Annotated in this window: 14 protein-coding genes and 1 other annotated feature; of the genes, 3 read left to right on the top strand and 11 right to left on the bottom strand. The window is 44.5% G+C overall.

What is annotated here, in order from left to right; all coding sequences use genetic code 11:
• Positions 1–197: 197 nt before the first annotated feature.
• Positions 198–575 (top strand): autonomous glycyl radical cofactor GrcA, encoded by a 378-nt coding sequence (gene grcA, locus NL626_RS19530; protein WP_005381814.1) that lies wholly within the window; start codon positions 198–200, stop codon positions 573–575.
• Positions 576–685: 110 nt separating this feature from the next.
• Here grcA and NL626_RS19525 read toward each other — a convergent pair whose 3' ends face one another.
• From NL626_RS19525 to thrL, 5 genes are all read right to left on the bottom strand, one after another.
• Entirely contained in the window at positions 686–1,345 is a 660-nt protein-coding gene (locus NL626_RS19525; protein ID WP_017635073.1) for an NADPH-dependent FMN reductase, read from the bottom strand.
• A gap of 139 nt (positions 1,346–1,484) precedes the next feature.
• Positions 1,485–2,765 carry a threonine synthase gene (gene thrC, locus NL626_RS19520; RefSeq protein WP_005381818.1) on the bottom strand — a complete coding sequence of 427 codons (1,281 nt, stop codon included), beginning with the start codon at positions 2,763–2,765 and terminating at the stop codon, positions 1,485–1,487.
• Positions 2,762–3,718 (bottom strand): homoserine kinase, encoded by a 957-nt coding sequence (thrB, locus tag NL626_RS19515; RefSeq protein WP_017635074.1) that lies wholly within the window; start codon positions 3,716–3,718, stop codon positions 2,762–2,764. The genes thrC and thrB overlap by 4 nt, the downstream gene beginning before the upstream one ends.
• A gap of 20 nt (positions 3,719–3,738) precedes the next feature.
• Complete coding sequence (gene thrA / locus NL626_RS19510; RefSeq protein WP_017821509.1) at positions 3,739–6,198, bottom strand: bifunctional aspartate kinase/homoserine dehydrogenase I; 2,460 nt, start codon at positions 6,196–6,198, stop codon at positions 3,739–3,741.
• A 53-nt stretch (positions 6,199–6,251) separates the two neighbouring features.
• Positions 6,252–6,371 (bottom strand) — a sequence feature (Thr leader region).
• Positions 6,307–6,384, bottom strand: a complete 78-nt coding sequence (thrL, locus tag NL626_RS19505; protein ID WP_074192076.1) for a thr operon leader peptide — start codon at positions 6,382–6,384, stop codon at positions 6,307–6,309. It overlaps the preceding feature by 65 nt.
• A 423-nt stretch (positions 6,385–6,807) precedes the next feature.
• Between thrL and NL626_RS19500 the strand changes: the two genes are divergently transcribed.
• Positions 6,808–7,278, top strand: coding sequence for a hypothetical protein (locus NL626_RS19500; RefSeq protein WP_005381821.1), 471 nt, complete (start codon positions 6,808–6,810; stop codon positions 7,276–7,278).
• On the opposite strand, the gene NL626_RS19495 is transcribed toward NL626_RS19500, so the two are convergent.
• Together NL626_RS19495 and NL626_RS19490 are read right to left on the bottom strand one after the other, a co-directional pair.
• Entirely contained in the window at positions 7,275–7,757 is a 483-nt protein-coding gene (locus tag NL626_RS19495; protein WP_005381822.1) for a putative 4-hydroxy-4-methyl-2-oxoglutarate aldolase, read from the bottom strand. The two genes, NL626_RS19500 and NL626_RS19495, sit on opposite strands and share 4 nt — an antisense overlap.
• 64 nt (positions 7,758–7,821) lie before the next feature.
• Positions 7,822–8,229: a DUF3293 domain-containing protein gene (locus tag NL626_RS19490; protein WP_005381823.1), complete on the bottom strand. Its 408-nt coding sequence runs from the start codon at positions 8,227–8,229 to the stop codon at positions 7,822–7,824.
• A 361-nt stretch (positions 8,230–8,590) separates the two neighbouring features.
• On the opposite strand from NL626_RS19490, the gene arcA reads away from it, so the two are divergent.
• Entirely contained in the window at positions 8,591–9,307 is a 717-nt protein-coding gene (gene arcA / locus NL626_RS19485; protein WP_005381824.1) for a two-component system response regulator ArcA, read from the top strand.
• 85 nt (positions 9,308–9,392) lie between these two features.
• Here the strand turns inward: arcA and NL626_RS19480 are convergent, their stop codons facing one another.
• From NL626_RS19480 to NL626_RS19465, 4 genes are all read right to left on the bottom strand, one after another.
• Entirely contained in the window at positions 9,393–9,842 is a 450-nt protein-coding gene (locus tag NL626_RS19480) for a hypothetical protein (protein WP_005381825.1), read from the bottom strand.
• Between the two features lies 1 nt (position 9,843).
• Entirely contained in the window at positions 9,844–12,198 is a 2,355-nt protein-coding gene (gene arcB / locus NL626_RS19475) for an aerobic respiration two-component sensor histidine kinase ArcB (RefSeq protein ID WP_005381826.1), read from the bottom strand.
• Positions 12,199–12,435: 237 nt separating this feature from the next.
• The gene (locus tag NL626_RS19470; RefSeq protein WP_054728787.1) at positions 12,436–14,181 is read right to left on the bottom strand and encodes a GGDEF domain-containing protein; all 1,746 of its coding nucleotides are present in this window, start codon (positions 14,179–14,181) and stop codon (positions 12,436–12,438) included.
• A 35-nt stretch (positions 14,182–14,216) separates the two neighbouring features.
• Positions 14,217–15,176, bottom strand: a complete 960-nt coding sequence (locus NL626_RS19465) for a TIGR01212 family radical SAM protein (RefSeq protein WP_238952208.1) — start codon at positions 15,174–15,176, stop codon at positions 14,217–14,219.
• Between the last annotated feature and the right edge of the window lie 41 nt (positions 15,177–15,217).

Here is a 15,217-nt window from a genome sequence, read left to right as displayed (position 1 = left end):
TAAATTGTAATTAGTTTGTTTTCAAAGGTTTTATTGATTTAACTCAATGAAATTACCTTAATAAAAATAATGTTTTTGGTTGTTTATTGACTTAAATCAATATTAAAATAGTGGATATTAGCTATATAATACTCAGCTCAACGAAAATTCGAAAATTAACACCAATAATCACCACGTAAGTGGTCTAGGAGATAGTGATGATCCAAGGTATCCAAATTACAAAAGCGGCAAACGACGACCTACTAAACTCTATCTGGCTATTAGATAGCGAAAAAAATGAAGCTCGTTGTGTTGCTGCAACTGCTGGCTACGAAGCAGACCAAGTTATCGCAATCAGCGACCTAGGTGAATACGAAAGCCGTGAAGTTGCAATCGAAACTGCTCCTCGTATCGAAGGCGGCCAACACCTAAACGTGAACGTGCTTAAACGCGAAACACTAGAAGATGCAGTTGCACACCCAGAGAAATACCCACAACTAACTATTCGTGTTTCTGGTTACGCAGTACGTTTTAACTCGCTAACTCCAGAGCAACAACGTGATGTAATCGCTCGTACTTTTACTGAGACTCTATAATCTCTCAGTAAACTAGCTCGCTAGAATTTAAAAAGCTTGGTCAGCAATGACCAAGCTTTTTTGTTTCAGAATCCTTCTAACCCCTTTCTATAATGGAAAGCAACTCGCCTCTAAGGTGCATTTCTTTGCGAAGGATCTTTCTGAAACGCTTGCGCTACAGAGGTTGGATCAAGCCTATCTCTTTGCAGTGACGCCCCTTCTGCCCACCAAATCAATTGATGCATAGTGCGATTCATATAGTTGTCCCACTGCGTCTGCTCCGACTCATCCGCAGCAACGCCCTGCTCATCAAACACTTCTTGCGCTTTCGGAATGTGGATCATCGCAGAGACAGGTAGACATCCAAGTTCAGATAAGAAGGTACGCATAGAAACGGCAGCTCTAACACCACCCCATTGTCCGGCAGAATAGGTCACGATAGCACTCGGCTTGTAAGAAAACAGCGAACTGCCGAAATGGTTAAGCATGTTCGCCAAAGCAGGACTCATCGAATGGTTATATTCCGGGCTAACCATCACATACCCATCCGCATGTTTGATTTTGTCTGCTAGCTCACTTAGGTGCTGCGGAACTTTAGAGCGGTGATAAGCAAACTCGGGCTTAAACACATCACCAAAGTCGTAATTCAAAGGGTCGATGATTTCGACCGTATGTTGCGAATGTTGACTCGCGATGAGTTTTTCACACGCTTTACTGACTCGCATTCCTAAACGGGCTGGTCGTGGTGGAGTGCTGTCTCTCACTGAGCCAAGAAAAATCAAAAAATGCATGCTTCTCTTTCCATCTCATTTAGTTAAGTTCGTTTCTCAATCATAAAGAGAGTCAAAACTTACCGACAATAAAAAAGGTGAATGATTACTCATTCACCTCTCGTTATTTCTGTTTTTGATACTTACTATACTTTGAAGCTTACTGCACGCGGCGCAGTACTTGTTTCAATGCGTCAAAGTCTGCGTCGAGCTCTTCCGATAGCAGCTCCATCGCAGCGTGCTTCGCTAGTGGCGCAGGAAGCTCGATATCGGATTCTAGAATATCATCCACGACTTCTTTGAACTTCGCAGGGTGAGCAGTACATAGGAACAGACCGGTTTCACCGTCTTGCAATTGTTCTTCAAGCACTCGGTAAGCAATCGCACCATGCGGTTCGCATAGGTAGCCTAGAGCATGTAAATCTTTCACTGACTGTGCGCTTTGCTCATCAGATACTGCGCCTTTACCTAACGTCTCCAAGCCCCACTCTTTCACGCGGCACAGCTCTTCAATACGAGGCCAGTTGTTTGGTTGGCTCACGTCCATCGCGTTCGATGTTGTTGCGACTGTTGGTTTTGGCTCCCACTTACCTGTTTCTAGGTAGCGAGGAACAGTGTCATTGGCATTAGTTGCCGCGATAAAGCGTTTGATAGGCAAGCCCAGCGCTTTTGCCAGTAGACCAGCAGTTAGGTTACCAAAGTTACCACTTGGTACTGATACCACTAGGTTTTCACGCTCTTGCTTGCTCATTTGCGCAGCTGCTTCAAAGTAGTAACAGATTTGCGCCATCAAACGGCTGATGTTGATTGAGTTGGCAGAGTTCAGACCGATCTCTTCACGCAGTGCAGAATCATCAAAAGCTTGCTTAACCAGTGCCTGACACGCATCGAAGTCTCCATCGATCGCGACAGTATGGATGTTCTTACCAAGCGTACAGAATAGCTTCTCTTGCAGTGGGCTGATCTTGCCTTTCGGGTAAAGAATCACAACGTTGATGTCTTCCATACCGTAGAAAGCATGCGCAACGGCTGCGCCAGTATCGCCGGAAGTTGCAGTTAGGATAGTGATCTTGCCGCCGTCCGAAACCGCAGCAAGAGATTGCGCCATAAAGCGACCACCAAAGTCTTTAAATGCAAGCGTTGGACCATGGAACAGTTCCAGAGCGTAAACACCGTCTTTGACCTGATTAATTGGCGCAGGGAATTGGAATGCAGCATCAACAAGAGCATTCACTTGCTCCTCTGTAAGTTCATCTCCAATTAACGCCGATAGAATCTTAGTGCTACGAGAGACAAAGTCTTCTGCAAGCAGCGCATCGATATCTTCAAATTTTGGTAATTCCGATGGGAAAAATAGGCCTTGATTGCGACCTAACCCTTGGCGAACGGCTTGGCCAAAGGAAACTTGTTCATCATTTTCTTTTATATTGTAAAGCTTCATAGCTCACTTCCTGTTACTTTCGAACCCTGCTTATCTAGACGACAAACGTGGACGAATCCTTCTTCGTTTTGTACGTAGTTTTGTTCTAACCAGCGAGCAACTCGCTCAGCGACATCTTTCTCTTTGCAAATACTGAACAGTGTCGGACCACTGCCAGAAATACCGGTTGCCAATGCACCCGCAGACGCTGCGTATTGACGTGCATTCGCAAAACCTGGAAGCAGTTTCTCACGATACGGTTCTGCGATCACGTCTTTGATCATTTTTGCAGCAAGTTCTGGCTGACCAGAATGACACGCATGAATAAAGCCCGCAAGGTGGCGACCATGAGCGATGATATCTTGTCGGCGGTATTGAGATGGTAGGATCTCACGCGCTTCCGCCGTTGATACCTTGATACCCGGATACGCCATCACCCAGTACCAATCATCAAAGCAAGGCACTTCTTGACTGATGATACCCAACTCTTCAAGCATCAGTTGCACACCACCAAGGTAACATGGCGCAACGTTGTCGTAGTGAATACCACCAGAGATCTTGCCTTCCATCTCTCCCATCAGCGCTAGTAATTCTGTCTCGTTAAGTGGCTGTCCATGGAATCGGTTCAATGCATCTAATGCAGCAACGATAGAACATGCACTTGAGCCTAAACCAGAGCCAATTGGCATGTTCTTTTCTAGCGTCATCTCAAGTGGTTTTAGCTCAACGCCTTTTTTGTCTAACTCACGAGCAAACACAAGCCAACAGTCGTAGACGATGTTCTCTTTTGGTTCAGTTGGCAATTTCTCAACAAAATCACCCGCCGTTTTAAGGCTGAACGGATCAGCCCCAGATTTCACCAATACACGGTCACCCAATAGTGTGCCATCCACTGGAGACACGGCAGCCCCCAGCACATCAAAGCCAACGCTTACATTACCAATTGATGCTGGGGCATAAACCACTACATCCATATCACTTGAACTCATTATTGTTATACCCCTAGTTTCCAACCTAAAGTACGCATCACGTCAGAAAATACACCCGCAGCCGTTACTTCGGTGCCTGCACCATAGCCACGTAACACTAGTGGGATTGGCTGATAGTAACGGCTGTAAAATGCCAGTGCGTTTTCACCGTCCTTGATTTTATACATTGGATCGTTTTCATCCACCGCAGCGATGCTTACTGTGCACTTGCCCTCATTAATCTCACCAACGTAGCGCAGTACTTTGCCTTCTTCCGCTGCCTTTGCAGATAATTCTTTAAAGTAGGCGTCTGCTTCAGGTAAACGCGCCATAAATTCATCAACGCTACCAGAATCATCAAAACCTGGTGGCAGTGCTTGATCAACCACAACGTCTTCTAGTTCTAGAGACATGCCTGCTTCACGAGCTAGGATCAGAAGCTTACGCGCGACATCCATACCAGAAAGGTCATCACGAGGATCCGGTTCAGTAAAACCATTTTCTTTTGCGATATTAGTTGCTTCACTTAGGCTCATACCTTCATCTAACTTACCGAAGATGTATGACAGAGAGCCAGAAAGAATACCGCTGAAGCGCTCTAGCTCATCACCCGCTGAGATTAGGTTTTGCAGGTTTTCGATTACCGGTAGACCCGCCCCCACAGTTGTTTCGTACATCAGCTTGCGACGAGAGCTGCGCGCAACATCGCGAAGCTGATGGTAGTAAGCCATGCTTGCTGTATTTGCTTTTTTATTTGGTGTAACGACATGGAAACCAGCAGCTAGGAAATCAGCGTATTGATTCGCAATATCTTCACTTGATGTACAGTCAACCAATACTGGGTTGATGATGTGGTTACGTTGAACCAAAGAAATCAAACGCGCTAGGCTGAACTCTTCTGTCGCTGCCGACATACGATCACGCCAATGATCGAGTGGCAGACCTTCACTATCAAGCAGAAGACCTTTGCTGTTTGCCAAGCCACACACGCGAATAACGATGCCTTTTTCCGCAAGCTTCGCCTGTTGACGCTCGATCTGATCCACCAGCTCACCACCAACGCCACCAATACCAACCACGAATACGTCTAAGAAGTGCTTAGAGTTGAATAGGTTTTCGTGACACGCTTTGATCGCTTCAGAGATTTTATCTTCAGGAATCACGGCTGAGATAGCACGCTCAGATGAGCCCTGTGCGATGGCTACAATGTTTACGTTCACTTCAGCAAGAGATGAGAAGAAGCGAGATGCAACACCGCGCGATGTACGCATGCCGTCACCAACCAACGTTATGATTGAAACATTATCAATAAACTCGACCGGCTCTAATAAGCTATCTTTCAGTTCCAACTCAAACGCATCGGCCAGTACTTGTTGCGCTTTTGCTTTATCTTCTGCCTCAATACAGAAGCTAATGCTGTACTCAGAAGAAGACTGAGTAATAAGAACAATAGACACACCAGCGGAAGACATTGCGCCAAATACGCGGCTTGCCATGCCAACCATACCCTTCATACCTGGGCCGGAGACGTTAACCATAGTTAGGTCGTTTAGCGTCGTGATACCTTTGATCGCCAGATTGTCTTCACCAGTGTCTTGCCCAATCAAAGTTCCTGCACCTTGTGGGTTAAAGCTGTTTTTGATCAGACATGGGATGTGGAACTGTGCGATTGGGGCGATGGTTTTCGGGTGCAGAACGGAAGCACCGAAGTAAGAAAGCTCCATCGCTTCTTGATAGCTAAGAGATTTAAGTAGGCGAGCATCTTCGACTAAGCGAGGGTCACAGTTGTACACACCATCTACGTCTGTCCAGATCTCACAGCAATCTGCGCGCAGACACGCCGCAAGAACCGCCGCTGAGTAGTCTGAACCATTACGACCTAGTGTAACTAGTTCACCTTTCTCGTTACCGGCAGTAAAGCCAGGCATGATGTTCACATGACCTTGAGGAAGAGGATTCTGGCGGAAGTTCTGAGTCGAAACTTCAACATCGACCATGGCTTCAAGGTGATCACCTTTTGCGTATAGGTATTCAACTGGGTCGATAAGATGTGCAGGCTGGCCTTTGGCTTCTAACACCGCTTTCATCAATTGAATCGAAACGCGTTCGCCTTTGCTAATAATACGTGCATTAACATTGTTTGGGCACATGCCAAGAAGATTGATGCCATGAACGAATTGGCGTAATTGAGAGAGAGAAGTTTTCACTTGGTTATCGAAAGCTGAACCATCGATATTGGGTAGTACTGCTTGGACTTGAGTGAAGAGCGTTTTAAACGACTCCTCCAACTCTTTGATTTGTAGTTCTGCTTCACCATTGCGCAATGCGCCTTCAATGACCGCAACCAATTTGTTTGTTGTTTTACCAGGAGCGGAAAGAACAACCGCCACTTCTTCTTGTTGAGCGTTATTGGCAATAATGTCTGCCGCTCTCAAAAAGCGATCTGCATCAGCTAGTGATGATCCGCCAAACTTCAATACTCGCATCCCTTCCTCCGGTATATCTTCTTAAATTTGTCTAAATTCTGGATAAAAAAGCATAAAAAAAGGCCTGTATCTTGTTGGATACAGGCCTTTTTTGTGAATTTCTTTCGCTCAGCAGCCTGCCCCAACATGTGTCGTGTCGGTAATAATAATGGTCGTGGTCATTACTACTAGGCTGTTAGATGGCATAAATAAATATTCAACGTTAATTGTGTTTGCTTAACTCTACGTTTACCGAGTTTCTGATACATAGTCAACAAAAAATTGTTTGTTTTTCCATCTTTCAGAGAATTCTGCTAAGCAATGTCATTGATATTTATAGTTAATTACACATTATTGATCATTTAAAAATCTACAGTTAGTTTTTGTAAAGGACTTAACCATCATCACCAGTTCGGTTTTTTATCTAATAACTAGTCTGATCTTTGCCATAAAACGTACGATCAAATAATTCGAGAGGGTTGTGACACATAACAACAACTTAACTGTGACTTATGTTCATAGGATCGAATTATTTAGAAAATAGGTGAGCTAGCTTTCATATTCTATGCTTTAATAGTGAGAAGCTTTGGGCGCATACTAATAAAAAAGTTGACACAAGGAGTGGTGAACATGAAAAGAGGGCTTTTTCTGTTGCTGTTTTTTGTGCCTGGTGTTTGTCTAGCAAACGAGCTTCCGCCGCTTCCAGGTAAAACATCCCCTTCTCCTCATAAACTATTCATTTCCAGCGACAGTTATCAGTCTGACAGTTTTGATGTTTGGAATATCGATACGGGTTACGCTTACGAACTTTTTGATTCGGTAGACGTTTATGTCGGTGCGCGAGTCAATAACTCTCCTACCAAAAATCAAAGTGGTTTTTTGAGTGGGATCAGCTATCACTTTAATGATCGTGTCACGCTGAAAAGTACAGTTCGCTCTTACAAGAACGAAACAGCGGAAGGTATTCGCCAAGACGACAGTAGCCTCGCGGCTGAAGTATCAAGTCGCGTAAAAATTACCGATAAACTGGATCTTCACGCGACTCTTGATTACCAAGATTGGCAACAAGGCTTTGAGGTTGGTTTAGGCTTTCGTTTTTAGAAGTCCAGCTTTTGCTTAGAAATCAACACACCGTTCCAGTCCGCGTAAACGTAGTGCTTAGGTTGAACGATTTGGTTTTGCATCGTTAAGGTTACGTTTACCTCTCCTATCCCGCGTTTCTCTGTTTTAAACGGGTTAGTTCCAAGAGCTTGAACGCCAATGTCCATTTGAGATATTTGTGCTACGTCGCGTATTGCACCATAGACAATGATACCTTCCCACCCATTTTCTATTCCGAGTATCGCTAATTGATCGCCGAGTAATGCTCTCTGACACGAGCCATGTCCGTCAACAATCAATACTTTACCCGTTCCATCTTCGCCCAGTACTTCACGCACTTTCGAGTTATCGTGATAGCAGCGCACCGTAACGATTTCACCGTAAAAAGCGCTACGTTGACCAAAGTTCTGCAATGGTAAAGTAAGCAAGCTCACTTGGTCTTCAAATTGGTCACAAATATCGGGTGTAATGTCTCTCATATTTCCTCCGTGAATTTTCTCACCCAAGCGGTGCTTCAGTGAGCAGTATCCTTTTCTATACCTTCTATACGAGCCGAGGTTTAATGGAGCCTAACGTATGAAAAACTTTCGGCTGCGAGCACGCAATAAGATAAAGTTGGTCATTAATGACGTAATAAATCGCGTTTTGTTGAAAGTCACTCGCCAATTCAACGGCTACCTCTGGCGACAACTCGACGGCAAAGCTTTCCTCATACCATGTAAAAGCGCTATCACCTACCGTGACAGGCGCGTAATTAACGTGCTGTAGCTGTTTTTCTAACGCGTGATTGTTTATGCTGTTCTCTTCTTTGGACCTCAAGTTACTGTATGGGTTCCAAGCGGTTATCACAGCATAGTTTGAAACACGCCACTCGGCTTCGAATCTGAAAAAAGATTCTGAATAAGCATTCCATAACGATGCGTCTATGTTCTTATTACTTTTTTCTATCATAAGTCTTAAACGATTAATAACAGTTACATTTCATCAATTGATATAAATCAACAAACTGAATGGAATTAACATTTGAGCATTGTTAGCATGCTGTTAACAATATAAAATCCGCTCAATATCTTAGGGTGTTTACGTTTCAGGCCCCACTGAAAGCAGGAAATGAAAGGTAAACAAGCCCTTTAGAATAAACGTCGCCATTGGATACTGGTGAGTTGGCAAAATTCCATGGAGGGCGGATAACTGAAAGAAGTGTTTTTTTGATCAACTTGATTTATTATCAAAATCACATTACCTGTATGTTATATTTTTGCCTAGAATTTATTCTATTAGCACAATTTTGTCACAAATTTAGGTACCGCCAATGCAAACCCCGCAGATTCTTATCGTTGAAGATGAGCAAGTAACTCGTAACACTCTTAAGAGTATTTTTGAAGCAGAGGGATACGCTGTTTTTGAAGCCAGTGACGGTGAAGAGATGCACCAAGTGTTGTCTGATAACTCAGTCAACTTGGTTATTATGGACATTAATCTTCCAGGCAAGAATGGCCTTCTACTAGCGCGTGAATTACGCGAGCAAGCGAACATTGCTTTAATGTTCCTGACAGGCCGTGACAATGAAGTAGACAAGATCCTAGGTCTTGAGATTGGTGCAGATGACTACATCACTAAACCATTCAACCCACGTGAACTAACTATTCGTGCACGTAACCTACTTAGTCGCTCAATGAGCTCTAACGCGGTGCAAGAAGAGAAGCGCTCGGTAGAAAAGTATGAATTCAACGGTTGGGTACTAGACATCAACAGCCGCTCTCTAGTAAGCCCTGCTGGTGATAGCTACAAGCTACCTCGCTCTGAGTTCCGCGCATTACTGCACTTCTGTGAGAACCCGGGTAAGATTCAAACTCGTGCAGATCTTCTTAAGAAGATGACTGGTCGTGAACTTAAGCCACACGACCGTACTGTAGACGTAACGATTCGTCGTATCCGTAAGCACTTTGAGTCTGTTTCAGGTACGCCAGAAATCATCGCCACTATCCACGGCGAAGGTTACCGCTTCTGTGGCGATCTAGAAGACTAGATTTAACCGCTAATATGCAAAGGGCTTGCTCATTGAGCAAGCCCTTTTTGTTTTAGGTCTAACGACTAATGCAACATCATTGCGGTTAATAAACCTTGTTAATCTTCACGTACTTTTCGACTAACCAACGCTGTTTACCCGCATCGTCTAGAAGCACTGCGATATCAACCGATTTTTCTGTGTTCACATCAATGTGAGACGAGAACGCCACCTCCCATCGGCTTTCACTGTGCGTTCGAGTATCTAAAGACGCACTGTCCACCAACCACTCTTTTTGCCCCTGTTTAATAATAAGAGCTTCTGCCGTTAGATTTGCAGGAAGTAACTGATCTCCTTCGAGGTAAAGTGCACCTTGAATACTTTGCTCTTCCACGTCCCCAATATTCGGCATGAGGTTCACCCATAAATTACTTTTGAGCTCAACATTAACCTCATTAATCGTAATCTGACTGTTTTGTTGCCAATTCACATTTGGAACGGAACTACAGCCTGCCATCAATGCCATGGCTAATGCCAATGGTGCGATTCTTTTCATGTTATTTCCTTTGTTCCAACCAACTTTTGAGGACTTGAATATCGTTTTGGTATTCATTTTTGATCTCTTCAACCCAGTCTGAAATGTTTTCCCACCATGCTGGCATATCGGGCGATTGCGCTTTTTGCGCCACACTTTGGATACGTTTCAGGCCAATTGAACCTGCAGCACCTTTGATTTTATGCGCTTCAGAAACAATCCCATCTTGATCTTTCGCTGTCATGTTCGAATCTAAGACATCGATATAGTCTGGCATCATATCTTCAAACATTTTTATGCTGTCGTAGACAGGTTTTGCACCAACAATGTCGACGTAAGACTCTAACATATCCATATCGAGCAAATGTGTCTCAATCACAGGAGAAGGCACTGGCTCTTCCACTGTTTCGGGACCGCTCACCACTTCCTTAGGTTGTTCTAACTGGTGAGCGAAGAATTTATCAATCACTGACTGAATAGCATTCACTGCCAGCGGTTTACTGATCGCATCATCCATGCCGTTATCTAAGTATTCACGACGATCTTTCATTACATTAGCAGTTAAGGCGACCAATGGAGGAAGATTGTTATAATGCTTGCGGTAATAATTGGCGACATCAAAGCCCGTCATATCAGGCAGTTGGATATCCAACAACGCTAAGTCGTATTTTTCTGGCACAAAGTTCACTAACGCTTCTTGGCCCGTCATTGCCACGGTGACAGAGTGCCCTAGGCTCTCTAGTAACGATTTAGCCACAGTTACGTTAAGCTCGATGTCTTCGACCATAAATATGTTGAGGCGCACATTGTCGCGTTTCGCATCAATGACTGGCTCAGCTAGTTCAACAATCGGAACGTGGATCGATACAGTAAAAGTGCTACCAAAGCCTTCCTCACTGGTAACCGTAATGTCACCATCCATCATATTGATCAGTTGCTTAGATACCGCCAAACCAATACCTGTACCGACCGCATGCAGGTTGTCCTTGCCTGATTTCACTTGGTAGTACATCGCAAAGATCTTATCTAGCTCTTCGTCTGGGATACCAATACCTGTGTCTTCCACTTCCATAATAATGGTCGCAAAATCGTCTTCGACATCCGCGCTCACTGTCATCACAACGCCACCTTCCTTGGTGAACTTCATTGCGTTGCTGACCAAGTTCCAAATCACCTGACGTAGACGGGTTGCATCCACTTCAATTGCTTTTGGCAAGTCGCTTAAACGTTCTAAGTCAAAGCGTAACCCTTTTTGTTCCGCCATCAGAGCTGAGATACTCTCAATCTCTGCGACGAAGTCTTCGAAGTTAAGTGGCGCAGGTAATAGTTCTAACTTACGGCGATCAAATTTATCCATATCGATAATATCGTTGAAGATGTTACCTAGAGTAATCGCACTCACATTGATGGTCTGCATGTGTTTACGCTGCTCTTCTGTCAACGGACTATCTAGAAGCATACGACTTAAGCCTACAATGCCATTCAGCGGCGTTCGCAGCTCATGACTGATGGTTGAGATGAAGGTAGTTTTGTCGCGGCTTGCTTTCTCTAACGACTCTTCATGGCGCTTACGTTCAGTGATATCACGACCGAACCCAACGAGACCAAGGTGGCGGCCATCTTTGCTGTAAAATGGCACTTTACGCAGCTCAAAGTAATGCTTGCGACCATCTGGGTATTCGAGCCATTGCTCGTAAGTAATTGCTTGATTATCGGCAAAAACCTTTTGGTCAGTATCAACGATATGCTCGGCGATTTCTTTGCTATACACATCCCAAGGGCTTAATCCGACTAACTGGTGCTCTTTCTTGCCCGTTAGCTCTTCCATCGCGCGGTTACAGCCAGAGAAAACACCATCCGCATTGCGGTAGTAAATTAAGTCTGGTGAGGCATCAATAAATGAACGCAGTAATGCGGTACGTTCTGCCAACTCTAATTGAGTACGTTCGCGTTGGAACACCTCATTTTCGAGGTCTTGCATCGCCTCTTCACGTGCTTCTTCCGCTTTAATACGCTCTTCAATTTCTTGGTTAAGCTTTTCAATGTTTTGTTGAAGTTGGTAATTCAGCTCTTGATCTCGCGAACGCATGTCCTTCAGTTTGGACACCAGCTTAGTTAAACGCTGGCGAGACTCTTCTAGTTGATCGACAACCACAGAGAGGAAGTAAACCGCCCAAGGGGTGATCAATAGACCAAAAAACACCGAACGGACAATGTCGATATCATCTACTCGCCCTTTGAGAGCTAAAGTAATCCCTACCTGCACCACAACAGCTAATGCCACCAGCGCAAGGGCTAGCAAAATAGAGAAGCGAACAATCCCCAGTTTGACTAGCAAGTCGACATAATACTGGGCGAGATTTTTCATGGGTTTCATTAACTACTCCATGGTGGTGGCTAGATAGCGCCATTCGATGATGAAAAACAGGTAAATGCACTCGACCTAACGCAATTTAGGTCTGTTTGATTAGTGAAAAACACACGGTGCGATCTGCTCTTGTGATACGAGATAAAAAGATAAACCAACGAGCGCACAGGCTTGTGTAAGTTTAACGTGTTTAATACGGTGATTTAAACAATCAGCTATCAACTTAGAGCAAGCGGTCACAAAGCGTTAGCAAGAACTGGGGTGAATACAAGTGCGATTACGTCCATCAGCTTTAGCTTGATATAACGCACTGTCAGCCATAGCGATGCCCATTTCGGGTTCATCACCATGCTGAGGAATGTAAGAGACCAGACCGATACTGACGGTAAGGCGTTCAGATGCTTCTGAACTGTCGTGTTCCATATCAAGCTGTAGAATTTTCTCATGAATACGCTGTGCTACGTTGCGCGCACCTTCCGTGGTGGTATTCGGCAAGATAAAACCAAACTCCTCGCCACCATAACGCGCAACACAATCCGAAGAACGATTGATGACTTGTGTAAACACGGTAGCAACACTGACTAACGCTTCATCACCTTGTTGGTGACCGTAACAGTCGTTGTAATCTTTGAAAAAGTCGATGTCACATAACATGATGGTGAGCGGCAGCTTTTCTCTAGCATGGTGGTACCACAATACCTGCAGTTGTTCATCGAAACGGCGTCGGTTCGATACTTGAGTTAAGCTATCCATAAAGCTCAATTTTTCTAACTCTAGGTTGGCTTTTTCCAACTTTTGTTCTGCAAGATAACGCTCAGAAATATCACGCGCCATGATCAGCACACCATTCGTTCCTGATGCTTTATCTTTAAAAGGCGATTTCACCACATCAAACCACGTACTTTTACCATCACTGCTCACGACTTTATCTATGTATCGAACTGGCTCTAACTGGCGTAATGCTTCTAAGTCACTGTCTGCTAAGCGCGCGTACATCTCTTTAGGAATCACGTCTTGGAGGCGCTTACCTATCAAATCAGAAATTTTTGAAATTCCTAACGCCTTAACAAAAGGCTGATTACACGCTTGATAGACCATGTTCTCATTGAAAATACCAATAGAGTCCGGACTGGCATCCAGAATCGTTTGTAAGATAGTATCTCTTTGCGCTAGCGCCACCTCTGTATCTTTGCGACGCTCCATTTCATCTCGCAGATTCTGTTGCATCTTGTGCCATTCAGTCACGTCATGACTAATAGACAGCGTACCGATAAGCTCACCACTCGGCGAAACAAGAGAGTTTTGATTGACTTCCAGTAAGCAACTTCGACCTTGTGGATCCGTTGTCCATTTACGTTCGCTTTTTCTGGTCATCTCACCCAAGGTCTTGGATGCGCAAGCTTCTTCCCTTCGCCCTTGCCAGAATTGATCAAATGCTCGATTGGTCGTTAACAGATTGCCTTGGCGGTCTTGGGTACAAATCAGCTCTGAAAGTGAGTCTAATGCCGAACGTGCGATGATTAATTGGGCAAGTTCTTGTTGCTGCTCTTGGTGAGTGGCTTGATATGGCTGAGCATAAAGAATCCAAACTCGATGATTGCGCAATAAACTCTTTCTGCCTGACAGCTCCACTTTAATAGATTCACTATCAGATAGTCGCCAGTCAAAAGCCTGCTGACGAAAATGACGACTAGAGAAGCGATCGAGAAACTGCTCAAGCTCATGAATATCGAATAAAGCAGGATACAAATATCCCGTTCCCAAAGAGCGAATGCCTAATAACTGCATCGCAGCCCGGTTAGATAGCAAGAGCTGAGCATGGCTAGTGTCCACCACTATGACTGGATAGGGAGAATCCGTTACTAGTTGCTTAAGTGACGTCTGAAAGTGCAAATAGATCAGTGCTAACGCGCACACGCCTGCGATTAATAACAAGACGACATAGCCATAACCGCCTTGACCACCCCAAAGCCAATTGAGTAACTGATCCATCGTTTAAACCTTCAAAGAACACTGGTTAAAATATATCAGTTATTTATTGAGCGATCTGCTATTAATTCCGGTTTAGTATAGATAAAGGCATTCCCCGTAAGGCTCCCTTGAGCACCATGAGCACTGAGATCTCGACCAATTTCCGTCATCGCTAGCCAACGGTTTTCACACCACAGAGGCGATAATAACGTGGGCCTCCTGGCTGCTGATGAAACGCGATGATAAATCACATCTGGTGGTGTCATACGAATCATTTCACTGGCGATCGCAACATATTCTTCTAATTCAGGGGCTTCTAGCTTTCCAGCACGCCAAGCTTTCGCCATGGTGCTACCTTCAACAATGTGCAAACCGTGTAGCTTAATGCCATCGGTGCCAACTTCGAGCACTTTACGCATCGTTTCAAAGTTGTCGTCGCGAGTTTCTTTCGGTAAACCAACGATCAGATGGGTACACACTTTAATGCCCAGAGCACGAGCGCGTTTGGTGATTTCTGCGTAGCACTCAAAGTCATGACCACGATTGATACGTTTTAGGGTGTCATTGTTGGCGGTTTGAAGACCTAGTTCTAGCCAAATTTCATAACCTTGCTGTACATAGCCCGACAGTAAATCCAATACCGCATCAGGGACGCAATCAGGACGCGTCCCCACACAAAGACCAACCATGTCTGCAGCCTTTAGTGCTTCCTCATACATGTTTTTGAGAACTTGTACTTCTGCATAGGTACTGGTGTAGGCCTGAAAATAAGCGAGATACTTCTTCGCTCTGTGAATTTCACCTGCGCGATCTTTTAACTGTCCGTGAATGCTTTTTATCTGGACTTCTTCATCTGCAAACGAAGCTACATTGCAAAATGTACATCCTCCCCGACCAATCGTGCCATCGCGGTTAGGGCAACTAAATCCACCGTGCAATGTTAACTTATGAACCTTTTCACCGTATCGACGCTGAAGATCTTGGCCGATTGTATTGACCAACTCATGTAACTGCATAAATTCTCACCATCAATAAATCGTAATCAATCTCACTACGA

Origin of the sequence: Vibrio sp. Y58_MX_L22 (genome assembly GCF_024181865.1) — a bacterium.
Lineage (GTDB): Bacteria > Pseudomonadota > Gammaproteobacteria > Enterobacterales > Vibrionaceae > Vibrio > Vibrio alginolyticus.
Note: the sequence above shows the minus strand (reverse complement) of the source record. Positions and strands in the feature narration are given on the sequence as shown.